The organism is Ureibacillus suwonensis (assembly GCF_042655065.1).
GTDB classification, from domain to species: domain Bacteria; phylum Bacillota; class Bacilli; order Bacillales_A; family Planococcaceae; genus Ureibacillus; species Ureibacillus suwonensis.
In genome coordinates this window covers 18821-35238 of sequence record NZ_JBHSNQ010000038.1, presented here as the reverse complement: position 1 = coordinate 35238, position 16418 = coordinate 18821, and the positions used below count along the sequence as shown (strand labels likewise).

General features: G+C 40.4%; 17 protein-coding genes. 16 read left to right on the top strand and 1 reads right to left on the bottom strand.

Features of this window, described 5'->3' with window-relative positions:
* Positions 1 to 88: 88 nt before the first annotated feature.
* The 6 genes from ACFPOH_RS03555 to ACFPOH_RS03530 all read left to right on the top strand — a co-directional run bounded on the left by ACFPOH_RS03555 (position 89) and on the right by ACFPOH_RS03530 (position 7227).
* Positions 89 to 340: a 50S ribosomal protein L7ae-like protein gene (locus tag ACFPOH_RS03555; RefSeq protein ID WP_342470851.1), complete on the top strand. Its 252-nt coding sequence runs from the start codon at positions 89 to 91 to the stop codon at positions 338 to 340.
* A gap of 95 nt (positions 341 to 435) precedes the next feature.
* The gene (gene rpsL / locus ACFPOH_RS03550) at positions 436 to 855 is read left to right on the top strand and encodes a 30S ribosomal protein S12 (protein ID WP_208651254.1); all 420 of its coding nucleotides are present in this window, start codon (positions 436 to 438) and stop codon (positions 853 to 855) included.
* 42 nt (positions 856 to 897) lie between these two features.
* The gene (gene rpsG / locus ACFPOH_RS03545; protein ID WP_342470852.1) at positions 898 to 1368 is read left to right on the top strand and encodes a 30S ribosomal protein S7; all 471 of its coding nucleotides are present in this window, start codon (positions 898 to 900) and stop codon (positions 1366 to 1368) included.
* Between the two features lie 85 nt (positions 1369 to 1453).
* Positions 1454 to 3529: an elongation factor G gene (gene fusA / locus ACFPOH_RS03540; RefSeq protein ID WP_342470853.1), complete on the top strand. Its 2076-nt coding sequence runs from the start codon at positions 1454 to 1456 to the stop codon at positions 3527 to 3529.
* 125 nt (positions 3530 to 3654) lie between these two features.
* On the top strand, positions 3655 to 4842 hold the full coding sequence (gene tuf, locus ACFPOH_RS03535) for an elongation factor Tu (protein WP_342470854.1): 1188 nt from the start codon (positions 3655 to 3657) through the stop codon (positions 4840 to 4842).
* A gap of 204 nt (positions 4843 to 5046) precedes the next feature.
* Entirely contained in the window at positions 5047 to 7227 is a 2181-nt protein-coding gene (locus tag ACFPOH_RS03530; RefSeq protein ID WP_390308849.1) for a malate synthase G, read from the top strand.
* Between the two features lie 39 nt (positions 7228 to 7266).
* Here the strand turns inward: ACFPOH_RS03530 and ACFPOH_RS03525 are convergent, their stop codons facing one another.
* Positions 7267 to 8154, bottom strand: a complete 888-nt coding sequence (locus ACFPOH_RS03525) for a LysR family transcriptional regulator (protein ID WP_342470856.1) — start codon at positions 8152 to 8154, stop codon at positions 7267 to 7269.
* A 157-nt stretch (positions 8155 to 8311) separates the two neighbouring features.
* Here ACFPOH_RS03525 and ACFPOH_RS03520 point away from each other — a divergent pair, with 157 nt between their 5' ends.
* The 10 genes from ACFPOH_RS03520 to rpsS all read left to right on the top strand — a co-directional run bounded on the left by ACFPOH_RS03520 (position 8312) and on the right by rpsS (position 16405).
* Positions 8312 to 8989 carry a response regulator transcription factor gene (locus ACFPOH_RS03520; protein ID WP_342470858.1) on the top strand — a complete coding sequence of 226 codons (678 nt, stop codon included), beginning with the start codon at positions 8312 to 8314 and terminating at the stop codon, positions 8987 to 8989.
* Positions 8986 to 9978, top strand: a complete 993-nt coding sequence (locus tag ACFPOH_RS03515; protein WP_390308848.1) for a sensor histidine kinase — start codon at positions 8986 to 8988, stop codon at positions 9976 to 9978. Before ACFPOH_RS03520 ends, ACFPOH_RS03515 begins: the two co-directional genes overlap by 4 nt.
* Positions 9979 to 10082: 104 nt before the next feature.
* Positions 10083 to 10847: an ABC transporter ATP-binding protein gene (locus tag ACFPOH_RS03510; protein ID WP_342471213.1), complete on the top strand. Its 765-nt coding sequence runs from the start codon at positions 10083 to 10085 to the stop codon at positions 10845 to 10847.
* Positions 10834 to 12795: an FtsX-like permease family protein gene (locus ACFPOH_RS03505; RefSeq protein WP_390308847.1), complete on the top strand. Its 1962-nt coding sequence runs from the start codon at positions 10834 to 10836 to the stop codon at positions 12793 to 12795. Before ACFPOH_RS03510 ends, ACFPOH_RS03505 begins: the two co-directional genes overlap by 14 nt.
* A gap of 475 nt (positions 12796 to 13270) precedes the next feature.
* Positions 13271 to 13579: a 30S ribosomal protein S10 gene (gene rpsJ / locus ACFPOH_RS03500; RefSeq protein WP_016839367.1), complete on the top strand. Its 309-nt coding sequence runs from the start codon at positions 13271 to 13273 to the stop codon at positions 13577 to 13579.
* 43 nt (positions 13580 to 13622) lie between these two features.
* A complete protein-coding gene (gene rplC / locus ACFPOH_RS03495; protein WP_342470861.1) occupies positions 13623 to 14255 on the top strand; it encodes a 50S ribosomal protein L3 in 633 nt (210 codons plus the stop codon).
* A gap of 26 nt (positions 14256 to 14281) precedes the next feature.
* Complete coding sequence (gene rplD / locus ACFPOH_RS03490) at positions 14282 to 14905, top strand: 50S ribosomal protein L4 (protein WP_342470862.1); 624 nt, start codon at positions 14282 to 14284, stop codon at positions 14903 to 14905.
* A complete protein-coding gene (gene rplW, locus ACFPOH_RS03485) occupies positions 14905 to 15189 on the top strand; it encodes a 50S ribosomal protein L23 (RefSeq protein WP_342470863.1) in 285 nt (94 codons plus the stop codon). The genes rplD and rplW overlap by 1 nt, the downstream gene beginning before the upstream one ends.
* A gap of 46 nt (positions 15190 to 15235) precedes the next feature.
* A complete protein-coding gene (gene rplB / locus ACFPOH_RS03480; protein WP_342470864.1) occupies positions 15236 to 16066 on the top strand; it encodes a 50S ribosomal protein L2 in 831 nt (276 codons plus the stop codon).
* 60 nt (positions 16067 to 16126) lie between these two features.
* Positions 16127 to 16405 carry a 30S ribosomal protein S19 gene (rpsS, locus tag ACFPOH_RS03475; RefSeq protein WP_141601979.1) on the top strand — a complete coding sequence of 93 codons (279 nt, stop codon included), beginning with the start codon at positions 16127 to 16129 and terminating at the stop codon, positions 16403 to 16405.
* The last annotated feature ends 13 nt before the right edge of the window (positions 16406 to 16418 follow it).

Sequence of the window (16418 nt, the reverse complement as noted above, 5' to 3'; positions counted from 1 at the left end):
CACATAAAAAATGAATTGACAGATTGAAATGATAATGATAATATACTTAGGGTTGATAGCAACTGTTTCTACTTCGGAGGATATGTAAATGTCTTATGAAAAAGTAAAACAGGCAACTAAAACAATCATAGGAACAAAGCAAGCAGTAAAAGCAATAAAGGCTGGCCGAGCCAAAGAGATTATCGTCGCACAAGATGCAGAAGAACGAGTGACTCAACCCGTTATCGCTCTTGCGGAAGAATACGGAATTCCGGTCGATTATGTGCAATCGAGAAAAGAGCTAGGCAAAGCGTGCGGAATCCAAGTTGGAGCTGCCGTTGTTGCAATTGCTGCGGATTAGTTTTTGTGAAAAACACAAAAGCTTTGTTTTTACCCTAAAAATGAACCACCTGGATGTGTGGAATTAAAAGATGAAATGAAGGGAGGAAAAAACAGATGCCTACAATTAACCAATTAGTGCGCAAACCTCGTAAATCTAAAATTACTAAATCTAAATCACCTGCGTTAAACAAAGGTTACAATAGCTTCAAAAAATCTCTTACTAACGTTAATTCACCACAAAAACGCGGAGTATGTACACGTGTTGGTACAATGACACCGAAAAAACCAAACTCTGCGTTACGTAAATATGCCCGTGTTCGCTTAACAAACCAAATTGAAGTTACAGCTTACATTCCAGGTGAAGGTCATAACCTTCAAGAACACAGCGTTGTATTAATTCGTGGTGGACGTGTAAAAGACTTACCAGGGGTACGTTATCATATCATCCGTGGTGCTCTTGACACTGCAGGTGTAACTGATCGTAAACAATCCCGTTCTCTATACGGTACGAAAAAACCAAAAGAGAAAAAATAATTAAAATAGATACAATCACATTCATCGAAAGGAGGAAAACACATGCCACGTAAAGGTCCTGTTCCAAAACGCGACGTGTTACCAGATCCACTTTACAATTCAAAATTAGTGACACGTTTAATCAATAAAATCATGATCGATGGTAAAAAAGGTACTGCCCAAAGAATTCTTTACGGTGCGTTTGACATCGTTAGAGAACGTACAGGTAAAGATCCACTAGAAGTGTTCGAAGAAGCATTAAATAACGTAATGCCAGTTCTTGAGGTACGTGCTCGCCGTGTTGGTGGTTCCAACTATCAAGTACCGGTTGAAGTTCGCCCAGACCGTCGTATCACTTTAGGTCTTCGCTATCTAGTGAACTATGCGCGTCTTCGCGGTGAAAAAACAATGGAAGAGCGCTTAGCGAATGAAATTTTGGATGCTGCAAACAATACAGGTGCTGCAGTGAAAAAACGCGAAGATATGCACAAAATGGCAGAAGCAAACAAAGCATTTGCACACTATCGTTGGTAATCTGAATTTTGTACTAGCTCTATGCTAGTACAAAATTTAAACATATTATTAAGTCTAAACCCAATATGGAAGGAGACAATTCCCTATGAAACGCGAATTCTCCCTAGAGAATACACGTAATATTGGGATTATGGCTCATATTGATGCTGGTAAAACAACAACAACTGAGCGGATCCTTTATTACACTGGTAAGATTCACAAAATTGGTGAAACTCACGAAGGTGCCTCTCAAATGGACTGGATGGAGCAAGAGCAAGAACGTGGTATTACAATCACTTCTGCTGCGACAACAGCTCAGTGGAAAGGCCATCGCATTAACATTATCGACACACCAGGACACGTAGACTTCACTGTGGAAGTTGAACGTTCTTTGCGTGTACTTGACGGTGCGGTAACAGTACTTGATGCTCAATCCGGCGTTGAGCCACAAACTGAAACAGTATGGCGCCAAGCAACAACATACGGCGTTCCACGTATCGTATTTGTTAACAAAATGGATAAAATCGGTGCCGACTTTTTATATTCAGTAAGTACTCTTCGTGATCGCTTGCAAGCGAATGCACACCCAGTTCAATTACCAATCGGTGCAGAAGATCAATTCTCTGCAATTATCGATTTGGTTGAAATGAAAGCTTATTTCTACACAAACGACCTTGGAACTGATATCCAAGTAGGTGAAATTCCAGAAGAATACCAAGCACAAGCTGAAGAATACCGTGAAAAACTCATTGAAGCGGTTGCTGAACTAGACGAAGAATTAATGGAAAAATACTTCGCTGGTGAAGAAATCACTGTTGAAGAGTTGAAAGCGGCTATTCGTAAAGCGACGATCGCAGTAGAATTCTATCCAGTTCTTTGCGGTAGTGCGTTCAAAAACAAAGGTGTTCAATTAATGCTTGATGCAGTAGTTGATTACTTGCCTTCACCAGTAGATATTCCTTCAATTAAAGGTACTACACCTGATGGTGAAGAAGTAGAACGCCATGCTAGCGATGATGAGCCATTCTCAGCATTAGCGTTCAAAGTTATGACTGACCCATATGTTGGTAAATTAACATTCTTCCGTGTGTACTCAGGTATATTGGAATCTGGTTCATACGTTCTAAACTCTACAAAAAATAAACGCGAACGTATCGGACGTCTCCTTCAAATGCATGCAAATCACCGTGAAGAAATTTCAAAAGTATTTGCAGGAGATATCGCAGCTGCAGTTGGTTTAAAAGACACAGTAACTGGTGACACGCTTTGCGACGATAAAAATCCTGTTATCTTGGAATCAATGGAATTCCCAGAGCCAGTTATCTCAGTTGCTATTGAACCAAAATCTAAAGCAGACCAAGATAAAATGAGTACAGCGCTTGGTAAACTTCAAGAGGAAGACCCAACATTCCGTGCGCATACAGACCAAGAAACTGGTCAAACAATCATCTCCGGTATGGGTGAGCTTCACCTTGACATCATCGTTGACCGTCTAAAACGCGAATTCAAAGTGGAAGCAAACGTTGGTGCTCCTCAAGTTTCATATCGTGAAACATTCCGTACGACTGCTCAAGTTGAAGGTAAATTCGTTCGCCAATCTGGTGGTCGCGGTCAATATGGTCACGTTTGGATCGAATTCTCTCCAAACGAAGAAGGAAAAGGTTTCGAATTCGAAAACGCTATCGTCGGTGGGGTAGTTCCTCGCGAATATATTCCAGCTGTTGAAGCAGGATTAAAAGACGCTATGGAAAACGGTGTTCTTGCCGGATACCCTCTTATCGACATCAAAGCGAAATTATTCGATGGTTCATACCACGATGTGGACTCCAGTGAAATGGCGTTCAAAATCGCTGCATCTATGGCATTGAAAAATGCAGCTCAAAAATGTAACCCTGTATTACTTGAGCCAGTAATGAAAGTGGAAGTTGTAGTTCCTGAAGAATATCTTGGTGATATCATGGGTCACGTAACTGCCCGTCGCGGTCGCGTTGAAGGTATGGAAGCCCGCGGTAACGCACAAGTGGTTCGTGCGATGGTGCCACTAGCAGAGATGTTCGGATATGCGACTACACTCCGTTCCGCAACTCAAGGACGCGGTGTATTCTCAATGGTATTTGACCATTACGAAGAAGTGCCAAAATCCATTGCGGAAGAAATCATCAAAAAAAATAAAGGTGAATAATAATTGAAATCTCACCTTTTATCAAGTATAAATAATTTGTAAGCTATGATTGTATGACAAGGAAACAATTTCTTGTCAGCAGTTGTAAAATATAAAAAAATACTAGTAATAGGAGGCTTTCTCTAATGGCTAAAGAAAAATTCGATCGTTCAAAACCACACGTTAACATTGGTACAATCGGTCACGTTGACCACGGTAAAACTACTTTAACTGCTGCTATCGCAACAGTTCTTGCGAAAAAAATTGGTGGTGAAGCTAAATCTTACGACCAAATCGACAACGCACCAGAAGAAAAAGAACGTGGTATCACAATCAACACTTCTCACGTTGAATATGAAACAGACAAACGCCACTATGCACACGTAGACTGCCCAGGACACGCTGACTACGTTAAAAACATGATCACTGGTGCGGCTCAAATGGACGGCGGTATCCTAGTAGTATCTGCTGCTGACGGTCCAATGCCACAAACTCGTGAACACATCCTTCTTTCTCGCCAAGTAGGTGTGCCATACTTAGTAGTATTCTTAAACAAATGTGATATGGTAGACGATCCAGAATTATTAGAATTAGTAGAAATGGAAGTTCGCGACTTACTTTCAGAATATGATTTCCCAGGTGATGAAGTACCTGTAATCAAAGGTTCTGCTCTTAAAGCTCTTGAAGGAGATCCTGAATGGGAAGCAAAAATCATCGAATTAATGGATGCAGTTGACGAATACATTCCAACTCCACAACGTGAAGTTGATAAACCATTCATGATGCCAGTAGAAGACGTATTCTCTATCACTGGTCGTGGTACAGTTGCAACTGGTCGTGTAGAACGCGGTCAACTTAAAGTTGGTGACGAAGTAGAAATCATCGGTCTTGCTGACGAACCAACAAAAACAACTGTAACTGGTATCGAAATGTTCCGTAAATTACTTGACTATGCAGAAGCTGGTGACAACATCGGTGCACTTCTTCGCGGTATCTCTCGTGACGAAGTACAACGTGGTCAAGTATTAGCGAAACCAGGTTCAATCACACCACACACTGCTTTCAAAGCACAAGTGTACGTATTATCAAAAGAAGAAGGTGGACGTCATACTCCATTCTTCTCTAACTACCGTCCACAATTCTACTTCCGTACAACAGACGTTACTGGCGTAATCACATTACCAGAAGGCGTAGAAATGGTTATGCCTGGCGACAACGTTGAAATGACTGTAGAATTGATCTCTCCTATCGCGATTGAAGAAGGTACTAAATTCTCTATCCGCGAAGGTGGACGTACAGTAGGTGCAGGTTCTGTATCTGAAATCATTAAATAATTGAAGTGAAATAGCTTACAATTTCAACCATCTTGTAGATTTTCTACAAGATGGTTATTTTTTTGCGATTCTATAGATAAAGTGAATATTGCTTATTCAAAATATGTATTTCATTTATGCAATGTTTTACTATTATAATTAAATTAAGAAGATTAAGAAATCTTCAAAAAATAGATTGTCAAAAACTCGAGGGGGATGCGGTGAATGGCAAATTACGTACAAGTAGGAAACTTACAAGTTGAAAAAATTTTATATGATTTTGTAAATGAGGTTCTGCCTGAAGCGGAAGTTGACAAAGATGAATTCTGGGCAGGATTCGACCAAATCATTCATGACTTGGCTCCGGAAAACAAGGCGCTTCTTGAAAAACGGAGAGAATTGGAAGAAGCAATTCATAATTGGCATAAAGAAAATCGGGGAAACTTTGATTTTGACAAATATAAAAAGTTTTTGGAAGAAATCGGCTACATTGAGCCAAAAGTGGAAGACTTTGAAGTGACAACGGAAAATGTTGATGATGAAGTGGCTGTTCAAGCGGGTCCTCAATTAGTAGTGCCGGTGAGCAACGGACGTTACGCACTAAACGCAGCGAATGCCCGTTGGGGAAGCCTTTACGATGCATTATATGGAACAGATGCCATCAGTGAAGAAGATGGAGCGGAAAAAGGAAGCAGCTACAACCCGGTACGCGGCCAAAAAGTAATCGAATATTCGAAGAAATTTTTGGATCAAGCGGTTCCATTAAAAGACGCTTCCCATGCGGATGCTGTAAAATATGCGATTGAAAATGGCAAACTTGTTGTGACTCTTTCAAACGGCAACCAAACAGGCCTTGTGGATGAGTCAAAAGCGGCAGGGTATACTGGTTCTCCGGAAGAGCCGACTGCGGTTCTGTTAAAAAACAATGACTTGCATATCGAAATTCAAATCGATCGCAATCATCCTGTTGGTAAAGACGATCCTGCAGGCATCAAAGATATCGTTTTGGAAGCAGCTATTACAACAATTATGGACTGCGAAGACTCTGTTGCAGCCGTTGATGCGGAAGACAAAGTGCTAGTATACAGCAACTGGTTGGGATTAGTTCGTGGCGATTTAACCGCAACTTTTGAAAAAGGTTCAAAAACGTTGACTCGTACACTAAATCCTGACCGTGCCTATAAAGATTTGAATGGAAATGAATTTACTCTACCAGGCCGTTCGTTGATGTTTGTCCGCAATGTAGGTCACTTAATGACAACGAATGCCATCTTGGATAAAAACGGGGAAGAAATCCCTGAAGGAATTATGGATGGCGTGATTACAAGCCTAATTGCGAAACTTGATATTATCGGCAAGTCAAAATACAAAAACTCCAAAAAAGGGTCCATTTACATCGTAAAACCGAAAATGCACGGTTCAAAAGAAGTGGCATTCACAAACAAATTATTTGGCCGCATTGAAGATTTGCTGGGTCTTGAACGCTACACATTGAAAGTGGGTGTCATGGATGAAGAGCGCCGTACATCATTGAACTTGAAAAACTGCATCAATGAAGTGAAAGAACGCATCATCTTCATCAATACTGGATTCTTGGACAGAACAGGCGATGAAATCCATACATCAATGGAAGCCGGCCCAATGATCCGCAAAAACGAAATGAAATCATCCGTTTGGTTGAATGCTTACGAAAAATCCAATGTATTTGTCGGATTACAATGCGGTTTGCAAGGCCATGCCCAAATCGGTAAAGGAATGTGGGCTATGCCTGACTTGATGGCGGCAATGCTTGAACAAAAAATCGCCCATCCAAAAGCGGGTGCCAACACGGCTTGGGTGCCATCGCCAACAGCTGCCACATTACACTCAATCCACTATCACCTAGTAAACGTAAAAGAAGTACAAAAAGGCATTACAGATTTCGAAGATTTACAAGATGACATTTTACAAATTCCTGTAGAGAAAAATCCAAATTGGAGCCCTGAAGAAATTCAAGAAGAGTTGGACAATAACTGCCAAGGAATTTTAGGATATGTAATCCGTTGGGTTGAGCAAGGCGTTGGATGTTCCAAAGTGCCTGACATCAACAACATCGGCTTAATGGAAGACCGGGCAACACTCCGCATTTCCAGCCAACATATCGCCAACTGGCTGCACCATGGCATTGTGACAAAAGAACAAGTGTATGAAACACTAAAACGCATGGCCGTAGTCGTTGATAAACAAAATGAAGGAGATCCAAACTACCGTCCAATGGCTCCAAACTTTGAAGATTCTGTTGGTTTCCAAGCAGCTTGCGACCTTGTCTTCAAAGGATATGAACAGCCAAACGGTTACACTGAACCAATCCTTCATAAACGCCGTCTTGAAGCAAAACAAAAATATGGCGTAGTAAGTGCCAATTAAAAAATAAGAGACATGTCTTCCTTTGAAGGCATGTCTTTTTTATTTCGTGATAAACGCCTGCGCCAAATCGATAAATTCCCGTACGGCGAAGGATAAATATTTATTTTTCCTCCAAGTCAACCCCAACTCCAGAAAGAGGTTTTCCTGTTTAAAGGGGATGGAAACGATTTTATCGTTTTGAAGTTTCTCACATATTGTTTTCGGAAGCAATGCAATGCCCACTTTGGCTGCCACCATTTCAACAATTAAATCTTTTTGGGATGATTCGCAGGCAATGGTTGGGTAGAAACCATGTTTTGAGCATTCTTCGATAATCCGATCGTACAAAGTGAAGTCTTTTCGGTAGATGATAAAAGCCTCCCTTTCCAACATGGACATATCCACAGTAGGGAGTTCAGCAAGCGGATGATCTTTATGAACAATTAACATGAGGGGATCTTTTAATATACTGATGGTCTGCAATTGATCGTTAGGCACACATAAATTGCAAATCAACCCTATATCCAATTCCCCTTCTTCAACCCCTTGCCGGATTTTTTTCGTGCCCACTTCGGTCAATTTTATTTCAATATAAGGATGCTTTTCTTTGTACAAACTAATCAGTTTTGAAAAAAACTCCACCCCCACAATGGGAGGAATGCCGATACGTATTTCCCCTTTTTTCAATTCCATTAAATCCGTCAATTCAGAGCGCAAATTTTTGAAAGCGGCTAGCACATGCTGGGCATTTGCCAAAACAGCCTTTCCTGCATCCGTCAACTCCAGCTGTTTGGATGAACGGTAAAACAGAGGAACACCCAGCTCAGCTTCCAAATTTTGAATCGCCTTGCTGATGGAAGGCTGGGAAACATGCAGGGTGGAAGCGGCTTTCGTAAAACTTAAATGTTTTGCAACTTCAGTGAAATATTCGATTTGGCGGATGTCCACAAGCAACATCTCCTTTAAACGCACGATTGTCCTTTGTTCCATTATACTGATTAAAAGAGAATTTTCTAATGAAAAAGAATTTAAATGTGGATTTTCATACACAAATGGCAAAATAAATTACAATAAAAGTAGAACATTTGATGGAGAGGTTGAAAAAATGAAAATCTTTCTGATAGAAGATGACCCGTCAATCTTCAATTTAATCAAAGAACGTTTCAGCCAATGGTCGATGGAAGTCGTAGGTCCAAAAGATTTTAAAAAGGTGATGGATGATTTTTTGAAAGAACAGCCGCATCTTGTCATCATCGATATTCAACTCCCTGCTTTTGATGGCTTTCATTGGTGCCGTGAAATTCGTGCCATTTCCCAAGTGCCGATTTTGTTTTTATCGTCGAGGGATCATCCAATGGATATGGTGATGGCGATGCAAATGGGAGCGGATGATTTTGTGCAAAAACCTTTCCATATGGAAGTGTTGCTTGCAAAGGTACAAGCCATTTTAAGAAGAACCTATGATTATGGGGACAAAACGCAACATGTCGCAAGATGGAATGGAGCTGTGATCGATTATGACAAAGGAACGGTTCAATACGGGGAAAAAACGGTGGAACTGACGAAAAATGAATTATTTATATTGAAAACATTATTGGCTTCCGTTGACAAAATTGTTTCCAGGGATGAACTGATGCGCAAACTTTGGGATGACGAGCGATTTGTGAATGACAATACTTTGACGGTCAATGTCAATCGTCTGCGGCAACGTTTGGAGGAGATTGGCTTAAAAGATGCGATTGTCACGAAAAAAGGACTTGGTTATATGGCGGTGACAAAATGATTGGACTATTTTTGAAAGAAAGAAGAGCGTGGATTTTATTTTTCCTGTTTTTGCAAATATGGCTGAATGGATTGTTTTTCATCGATAGCGGTTTGTCCAAGGTATCCATCCTATATGTGAACATCATGAATTTTTTGTTGTTTTTCCTTTTTATACTTTGGCGTTATGTGAAAGAAACAAAACAACTGAAAGCCATTTGTGAACAACCGGTCAATCGGGAGCTTCTATCGCCTTTTCAGCAAAAGTACATCGACCACTTTCAAAAGCAATACGAAAGATTGGAAGAATCGTTCCGTCAAATGAAAATAGAAGTGCTCGAACAACAGGATGAGGTGCTGGCATGGGTGCATGAAATGAAATCGCCGATGACGGCCATGAAATTAATCGTGGAACAAGTAGAACCTTATGCATTGAGAGAGAAGATTGAAAAAGAATGGATTCGCCTTTTTTTGCTGCTTGATCAAAAAATCCATGAAACAAGGCTTTCAACGATTGAAAAAGATAACCGTCTGGAGAAGGTTTGTTTGGAAACGGTCGTTCATCAACAAATCAAGGATTTCCGTTCATGGTGTATTGAAAAAGGGATTGGCGTGGAAACGAAAAGCCTGGATGAAACCGTGACAACCGATGCCAAATGGCTTGGGTTCATCATCCGCCAGATCTTTTCCAATGCAGTGAAATACAGTCGTGAAAACAGTGAAATCCATATATTCACAACCCGGGATCCAAAGGGGCATCTATTATTACATATACAAGACTTCGGTGTCGGGATCCGGGCTGAAGACTTGCCCCGAATTTTCCAACGGTCCTATACGGGAACGATCGGAAGGGAAACAACCGCTGCGACAGGGATGGGTCTATACTTGGCAAGGGAAGCGGCTGAAAAACTCGGGCTTACGTTGAAGGTAGAATCGCAAGTGGATGTCGGCACAACATTCACCATCCAATTTCCTCTTGAGAATCAATACATCCAATCTTATGGTATGTGACAAAATTGTCATTTACCATTTTTTATTTGTCACGAGAATCGAACGATTGTAAGGGGACGAAAGTGTACAATTTAGGTAACGAAACAATACAAGGGGCTGATGAAATGGCTGTTTTAGTGGCAAGAAAAATAAGAAAAACCTATGGAAAACGCACGTTAAAACAAGAAGTGTTAAAAGGGATTGACCTGGAAGTGCATGAAGGGGAATTTGTCGGAATCATGGGGCCTTCCGGTTCAGGAAAAACGACTTTATTAAATGTCCTTTGCTCCATTGATTTTCCGACAGAAGGGATTGTGGAAATCAACGGGAAACCGTTACAAAAAATGAAAGAACGGGATTTGGCAAAATTCCGCCGGGAACATTTAGGATTTATCTTCCAGGACTATAACCTGCTGGATACATTAACGGTGAAAGAAAACATCCTGTTGCCATTATCCATTAGCAAGGTTCCAAAGAAAGTGGCGGAACAACGCTTGGCCATGCTGGTTGAATATTTAGGCATTGCGGATATTTTAAATAAATATCCGAATGAAATATCCGGCGGACAAAAGCAAAGAACATCGGCGGCAAGGGCTTTGATTACAGAACCTTCCATCGTTTTTGCCGATGAGCCGACCGGGGCGCTCGATTCGAAATCGGCGACGGCCTTACTGACGAATTTGGAAAGCATCAATAAGGAAAGAGGAGCAACCATCATGATGGTGACCCATGACCCGGTTGCCGCCAGTTTCTGTAGCCGTGTATTGTTCTTAAAAGATGGTCAAATCTATACGGAACTTTATAAAGGGGATAAAACGAGACAGGCGTTTTTCCAGGATATTTTGAATACCCAAAGCGTGCTTGGCGGTGATGGTTATGACGTTAACTAATTTAGTGTTTAAAAGCATGAAGAAGAATATAAAGCATTACTACTTATACTTCTTTGCATTAATTTTTAGTGTGACCCTTTGCTTTTCGTTCATCACCATCCAATATAACCATTCTGTCACCAAGGCATTGGAAGCAAGCGGCACCGCCACGGCAGGTTTTGAATCCATTACGTATGTTTTATATTTTATTCTGATCTTTTTTATCCTTTATGCGAACCAACTATTTATGAAACGCCGCAGTAAAGAAATTGGCTTATATCAATTAATCGGGATGACCAAGGGTTTGATCTTCCGGCTATTATTGATTGAAAATGTGGTGCTATTCACGTTGGCTGTTGGAGTCGGAATGGTGCTGGGATTTTTAACTTCGCGGTTTTTTGCGATGATATTGATGAAGTTAATAAAAAACGATGCAATTGTCAGTTTATCGTTTTCCATGACGGCCTTTTCTAAATCGCTCATTATTTTTGCCCTTCTATTAGTGGTGGTTATGCTTCAAATTTTCATCATGATTCGAAAAGCATCATTATTGTCATTGTTTAATGCGGCCAAAAAAGCCGATGAACGGATTAAAAAGTTCAGCATTTTCCATATGGTCATGGGAATCATCGGAATTGGATTGATTGCTTATGGGTATTACGATTCCACAAGATTGTTCAGCGTGGGGGGCGCCACAACAAACAATCTCTTGATTAATATGCTGCTGATTTTAGGTTCCACAATTATTGGCTCCTATTTATTTTTCCGGTATTCTGTGGCGCTTATTATGAACTTAATCCGGAAAAGCAAAAAGGGGTATTTAAAAATAACGGACGTTTTAGGTGTCACAACGATTATGCACCGCATGAAGGGAAATGCCAGTTCCCTTACATTAATAACGGTGTTGACGGGGCTAGCCGTCGGGATTATGACGCTGTCTTATATTTCCTACTATTCTTCGGAATCCGATGCAAGACGGTTCTCTCCCTTTGATTACACTTTATTGAATAATAAAGGAATTGAATTTTTAGATCAGCTCGAGGCAGAAGGAATTGAATATGAAAAAGCAAGTTTTCAAATTTCTGTGGTAAATGTGAAAATGGCTGATTTATTTAATTTGGATGAAAAGAATGCCGAGTATATCAATGTCAATCAAGAGGCAACATCATCGGTCGTTCCTCTGTCGGATTATAAAAAAATCAATCCGGATGCCCAATTGAAAGACGGGGAGACCATTATTACAAGCTATGCCGATGTATTATCTGAATTGCTGCCGTTGGAAAGCAAAAAGAACATACAAGTAAAAACAAGCGGGAAAAATTACTCTTTATTCATCAAAGAAGTAAGGGAAGATGAGTTTTTCTTATCGGTGTTGGCAAGCGCCGGTTCGCCGGTATTGATAGTGACAGATGAATTATTCGATGAAATACAAAAGGTTCAAAAACCGGAAATTACAAGTCAAATCGGTATTAATTTAGTAAATGAAAAAGACCGTGAAAGGGCCGAAACATTATTTAAAAACTTGAGGGAACGAAAAGCCATTGAATATGATTATCAAAAAACTTACAAAGAATATTACGATGAGAATATAGCGCTTAACGGAATGACTATTTTTGTGACAGGATTTTTGGGACTGGCCTTTTTGTTGACAACAGGAAGCATTCTTTACTTTAAACAAATGGGTGAAGCGGAAGATGAAAGAGAGTCCTATACGATTTTGCGGAAAATCGGGTTTTCCAACGGAGAAATCATGCGCGGAATTTACGTCAAACAATTATTTAACTTTGGCATGCCGCTCTTGATTGGCCTCCTTCACAGTTACTTTGCGGTGAAATCCGGCTGGTGGCTGTTCGGTTCAGAGATGACAACGCCAATGATCATCATCATCCTGTTCTATGTAGCGATGTACACGGTATTTGGCATATTATCCGTTTTGTATTATAAAAAAATCGTAAAAGAAGCATTATAAGAACAGGAAACTATTTAAATAGGAAGAGAATAAGTTTCTGGATTCGATGAGCAAGTGGTTGGCAAAATTCGCTGACCACTTTTTTTGCTTTCATCCGGCATCCCTCCCGGCTTTTTTGCTGGTCAAAAAATTGTTCCTATTTATAATAGGAAACATGTTTAATTTGATGAAAGAGAAGCTAAATATTTAAATGAGATAGCGGAAAATTTTCAGAATTTTATTGGAGTTGATTTATATAAACTCCTCTTATATACTATAAAACAGCTTAGAAAGTACAAAATGAAAGGCCAATAAATTATTATAAATTTACGAAAACACTTGCTATCCGCTATGTTATTGTATATAATGTTGAATGTTGGTCTTTGACTGCGATGAAGCGGGAGGTTGCCGACACACCCGGCCGCTTTGCCATGGCGAGTGTGTGGGAAATTTCCGTGGAGAATGTCTAGTAATTAGGCGAAAAGGAGGGAAAATAATGGCAAAACAAAAAATTCGTATCCGTTTAAAAGCGTATGATCATCGTGTATTAGATCAATCCGCAGAGAAAATTGTTGAAACTGCTAAACGTTCAGGTGCTAGTGTATCGGGTCCGATTCCGCTACCAACTGAAAAAACAGTGTACACAATTCTTCGAGCTGTTCACAAGTACAAAGATTCCCGTGAACAATTCGAAATGCGTACGCACAAACGTTTAATCGACATCATTAACCCAACTCCTCAAACAGTGGATGCGTTAATGAAGCTTGATTTACCATCTGGCGTTGACATTGAAATCAAACTTTAATTGTCATAATAAAAATTTTTAACAATCACAGGAGGTGTGACAAATGACCAAAGGAATCTTAGGTAGAAAAATCGGTATGACGCAAGTTTTTGCTGAGAACGGCGATTTAATACCGGTAACAGTGATCGAAGCTACTCCAAACGTAGTGCTTCAAAAGAAAACTGTTGAAAATGATGGCTACGAAGCAATCCAACTAGGTTTCGAAGACAAGCGCGAAAAGCTTGCAAACAAACCTGAAAAAGGACATGTAGCAAAAGCAAACACTGCTCCTAAGCGCTTCATTCGTGAAATTCGCGGAGTAAACTTAGAAGAGTATGAAGTTGGTCAAGAAGTCAAAGTAGATATTTTCGCTGAAGGCGATTGGGTAGATGTAACAGGTACATCAAAAGGGAAAGGTTTCCAAGGTGTAATCAAACGCCACGGACAATCTCGTGGACCTATGTCCCACGGTTCTCGTTATCACCGTCGTCCTGGTTCAATGGGTCCGATTGCTCCTAACAGAGTATTCAAATCCAAAAACTTACCTGGACAAACTGGCGGTAATCGAGTAACAATCCAAAACTTGCAAATCGTAAAAGTAATTCCAGAACGCAACTTGCTATTAATCAAAGGGAATGTTCCTGGTTCTCGCAAATCTTTAGTAACAGTAAAATCTGCTGTGAAAAAATCTAAATAATTCACTGGAGAAAGGAGGAAACAGGAATGACAAAGGTAACTGTACTTAGTCAAACAGGTGCTTCAGTTGGAGAAATCGAATTAAAAGATGAAATTTTCGGCATCGAACCAAACGAAGCAGTTTTATTCGACGCAGTAATCGCTCAACGCGCTTCTCTACGTCAAGGTACACATAAAGTGAAAAACCGCTCTGAAGTTTCTGGTGGTGGTAGAAAACCATGGCGCCAAAAAGGAACTGGCCGTGCTCGTCAAGGTTCAATCCGTGCTCCTCAATGGCGTGGTGGTGGTACAGTATTCGGTCCACAACCAAGAAGCTACAGCTATAAATTACCGAAAAAAGTTCGTCGCTTAGCGCTTAAATCCGCTTTATCCGCTAAAGTGAATGAGCAAAACTTCCTAGTTTTAGATGCGTTAAAATTAGACGCGCCAAAAACAAAAGACTTCAAAGAAATCTTAAATAACTTGAAAATTGATTCAAAAGCTTTATTCGTTACAGCTGATTTAGATGAAAACGTGGCATTATCCGCACGTAACATCCCAGGCGTAACTGTGATCACAGCTAACGGAATCAACGTACTTGACTTATTAGGTCATGACAAAGTTGTATTCACGAAGGCTGCAGTAGAAAAGGTTGAGGAGGTGCTTGGATAATGGATGCACGTGATGTCATTAAACGTCCTGTCATTACTGAGCGTTCTTCTGAACTAATGGCTGAGAAAAAATACACTTTCGAAGTAGATCTTCGTGCGAATAAAACGCAAGTGAAAGATGCGGTTGAAGAAATCTTCGGTGTAAAAGTGGCGAAAGTCAACATCATGAACTACCAAGGTAAAGTAAAACGTGTTGGTAAATTCCAAGGATTAACAAACAGACGTCGTAAAGCTATCGTAACATTGACACCTGATAGCAAAGAAATTGAAATTTTTGATTTCTAATCGGGAAACGTAAGGATTTTGAAATGTAAAGAAGGAGGGAAACAAAATGGCGATCAAAAAGTATAAACCAACCTCAAATGGCCGTCGTAACATGACGTCGTTTGACTTTGCGGAAATCACAACAGATAAGCCGGAAAAATCATTGTTAGCGCCATTAAAACGCAAAGCTGGTCGCAACAACCAGGGTAAAATTACTGTTCGTCATCACGGTGGTGGACATAAACGCCAATATCGTATTATCGACTTCAAACGTGATAAAGATGGCATTCCAGGACGCGTTGCTACAATCGAATACGATCCAAACCGTTCAGCAAATATCGCATTAATCAACTATGCTGATGGTGAAAAACGTTACATCATTGCTCCAAAAGGATTACAAGTAGGTCAAGAAATTATTTCTGGTCCAGATGCTGATATTAAAGTGGGTAACGCTTTACCATTAGCAAACATTCCAATGGGTACTACAATCCATAACATCGAATTGAAACCAGGAAAAGGTGGACAATTAGTTCGTTCTGCCGGTGCATCCGCACAAGTATTAGGACGCGAAGGCAAATACGTAATTGTACGTCTTCAATCTGGTGAAGTTCGTTTGATCTTGGCTGCTTGCCGTGCGACAATCGGTCAAGTTGGTAACGAATCCCATGAGTTAGTAAACATCGGTAAAGCAGGTCGTTCACGTTGGTTAGGTAAACGCCCTACAGTTCGCGGTTCTGTAATGAACCCTAATGATCACCCACACGGTGGTGGTGAAGGTAAAGCGCCAATCGGTCGTAAGTCACCTATGACACCATGGGGTAAACCGGCTCTTGGTTATAAAACACGTAAAAAACGCAATAAATCTGATAAGTTAATTATTCGTGGACGTAAAAAATAATGTGATAAAGCTACGGTTCGATCGCAGAGCCGTGGTGAAATCACGGAGGGAGGTTACTAAATGGGTCGCAGCTTGAAAAAAGGACCATTTTGTGATGAACATTTAATGAAAAAAGTAGAAGCACAACAAGGTCAAGAAAAGAAACAAGTAATCAAAACTTGGTCTCGCCGTTCTACAATCTTCCCTAACTTCGTTGGACTTACAATTGCTGTTTATGACGGACGCAAACATGTTCCAGTATACATTACGGAAGATATGGTAGGTCACAAATTAGGCGAGTTCGTACCAACTCGGACTTATAAAGGCCACGGTAATGATGATAAGAAAACAAGACGCTAATTTTGAGAGGAGG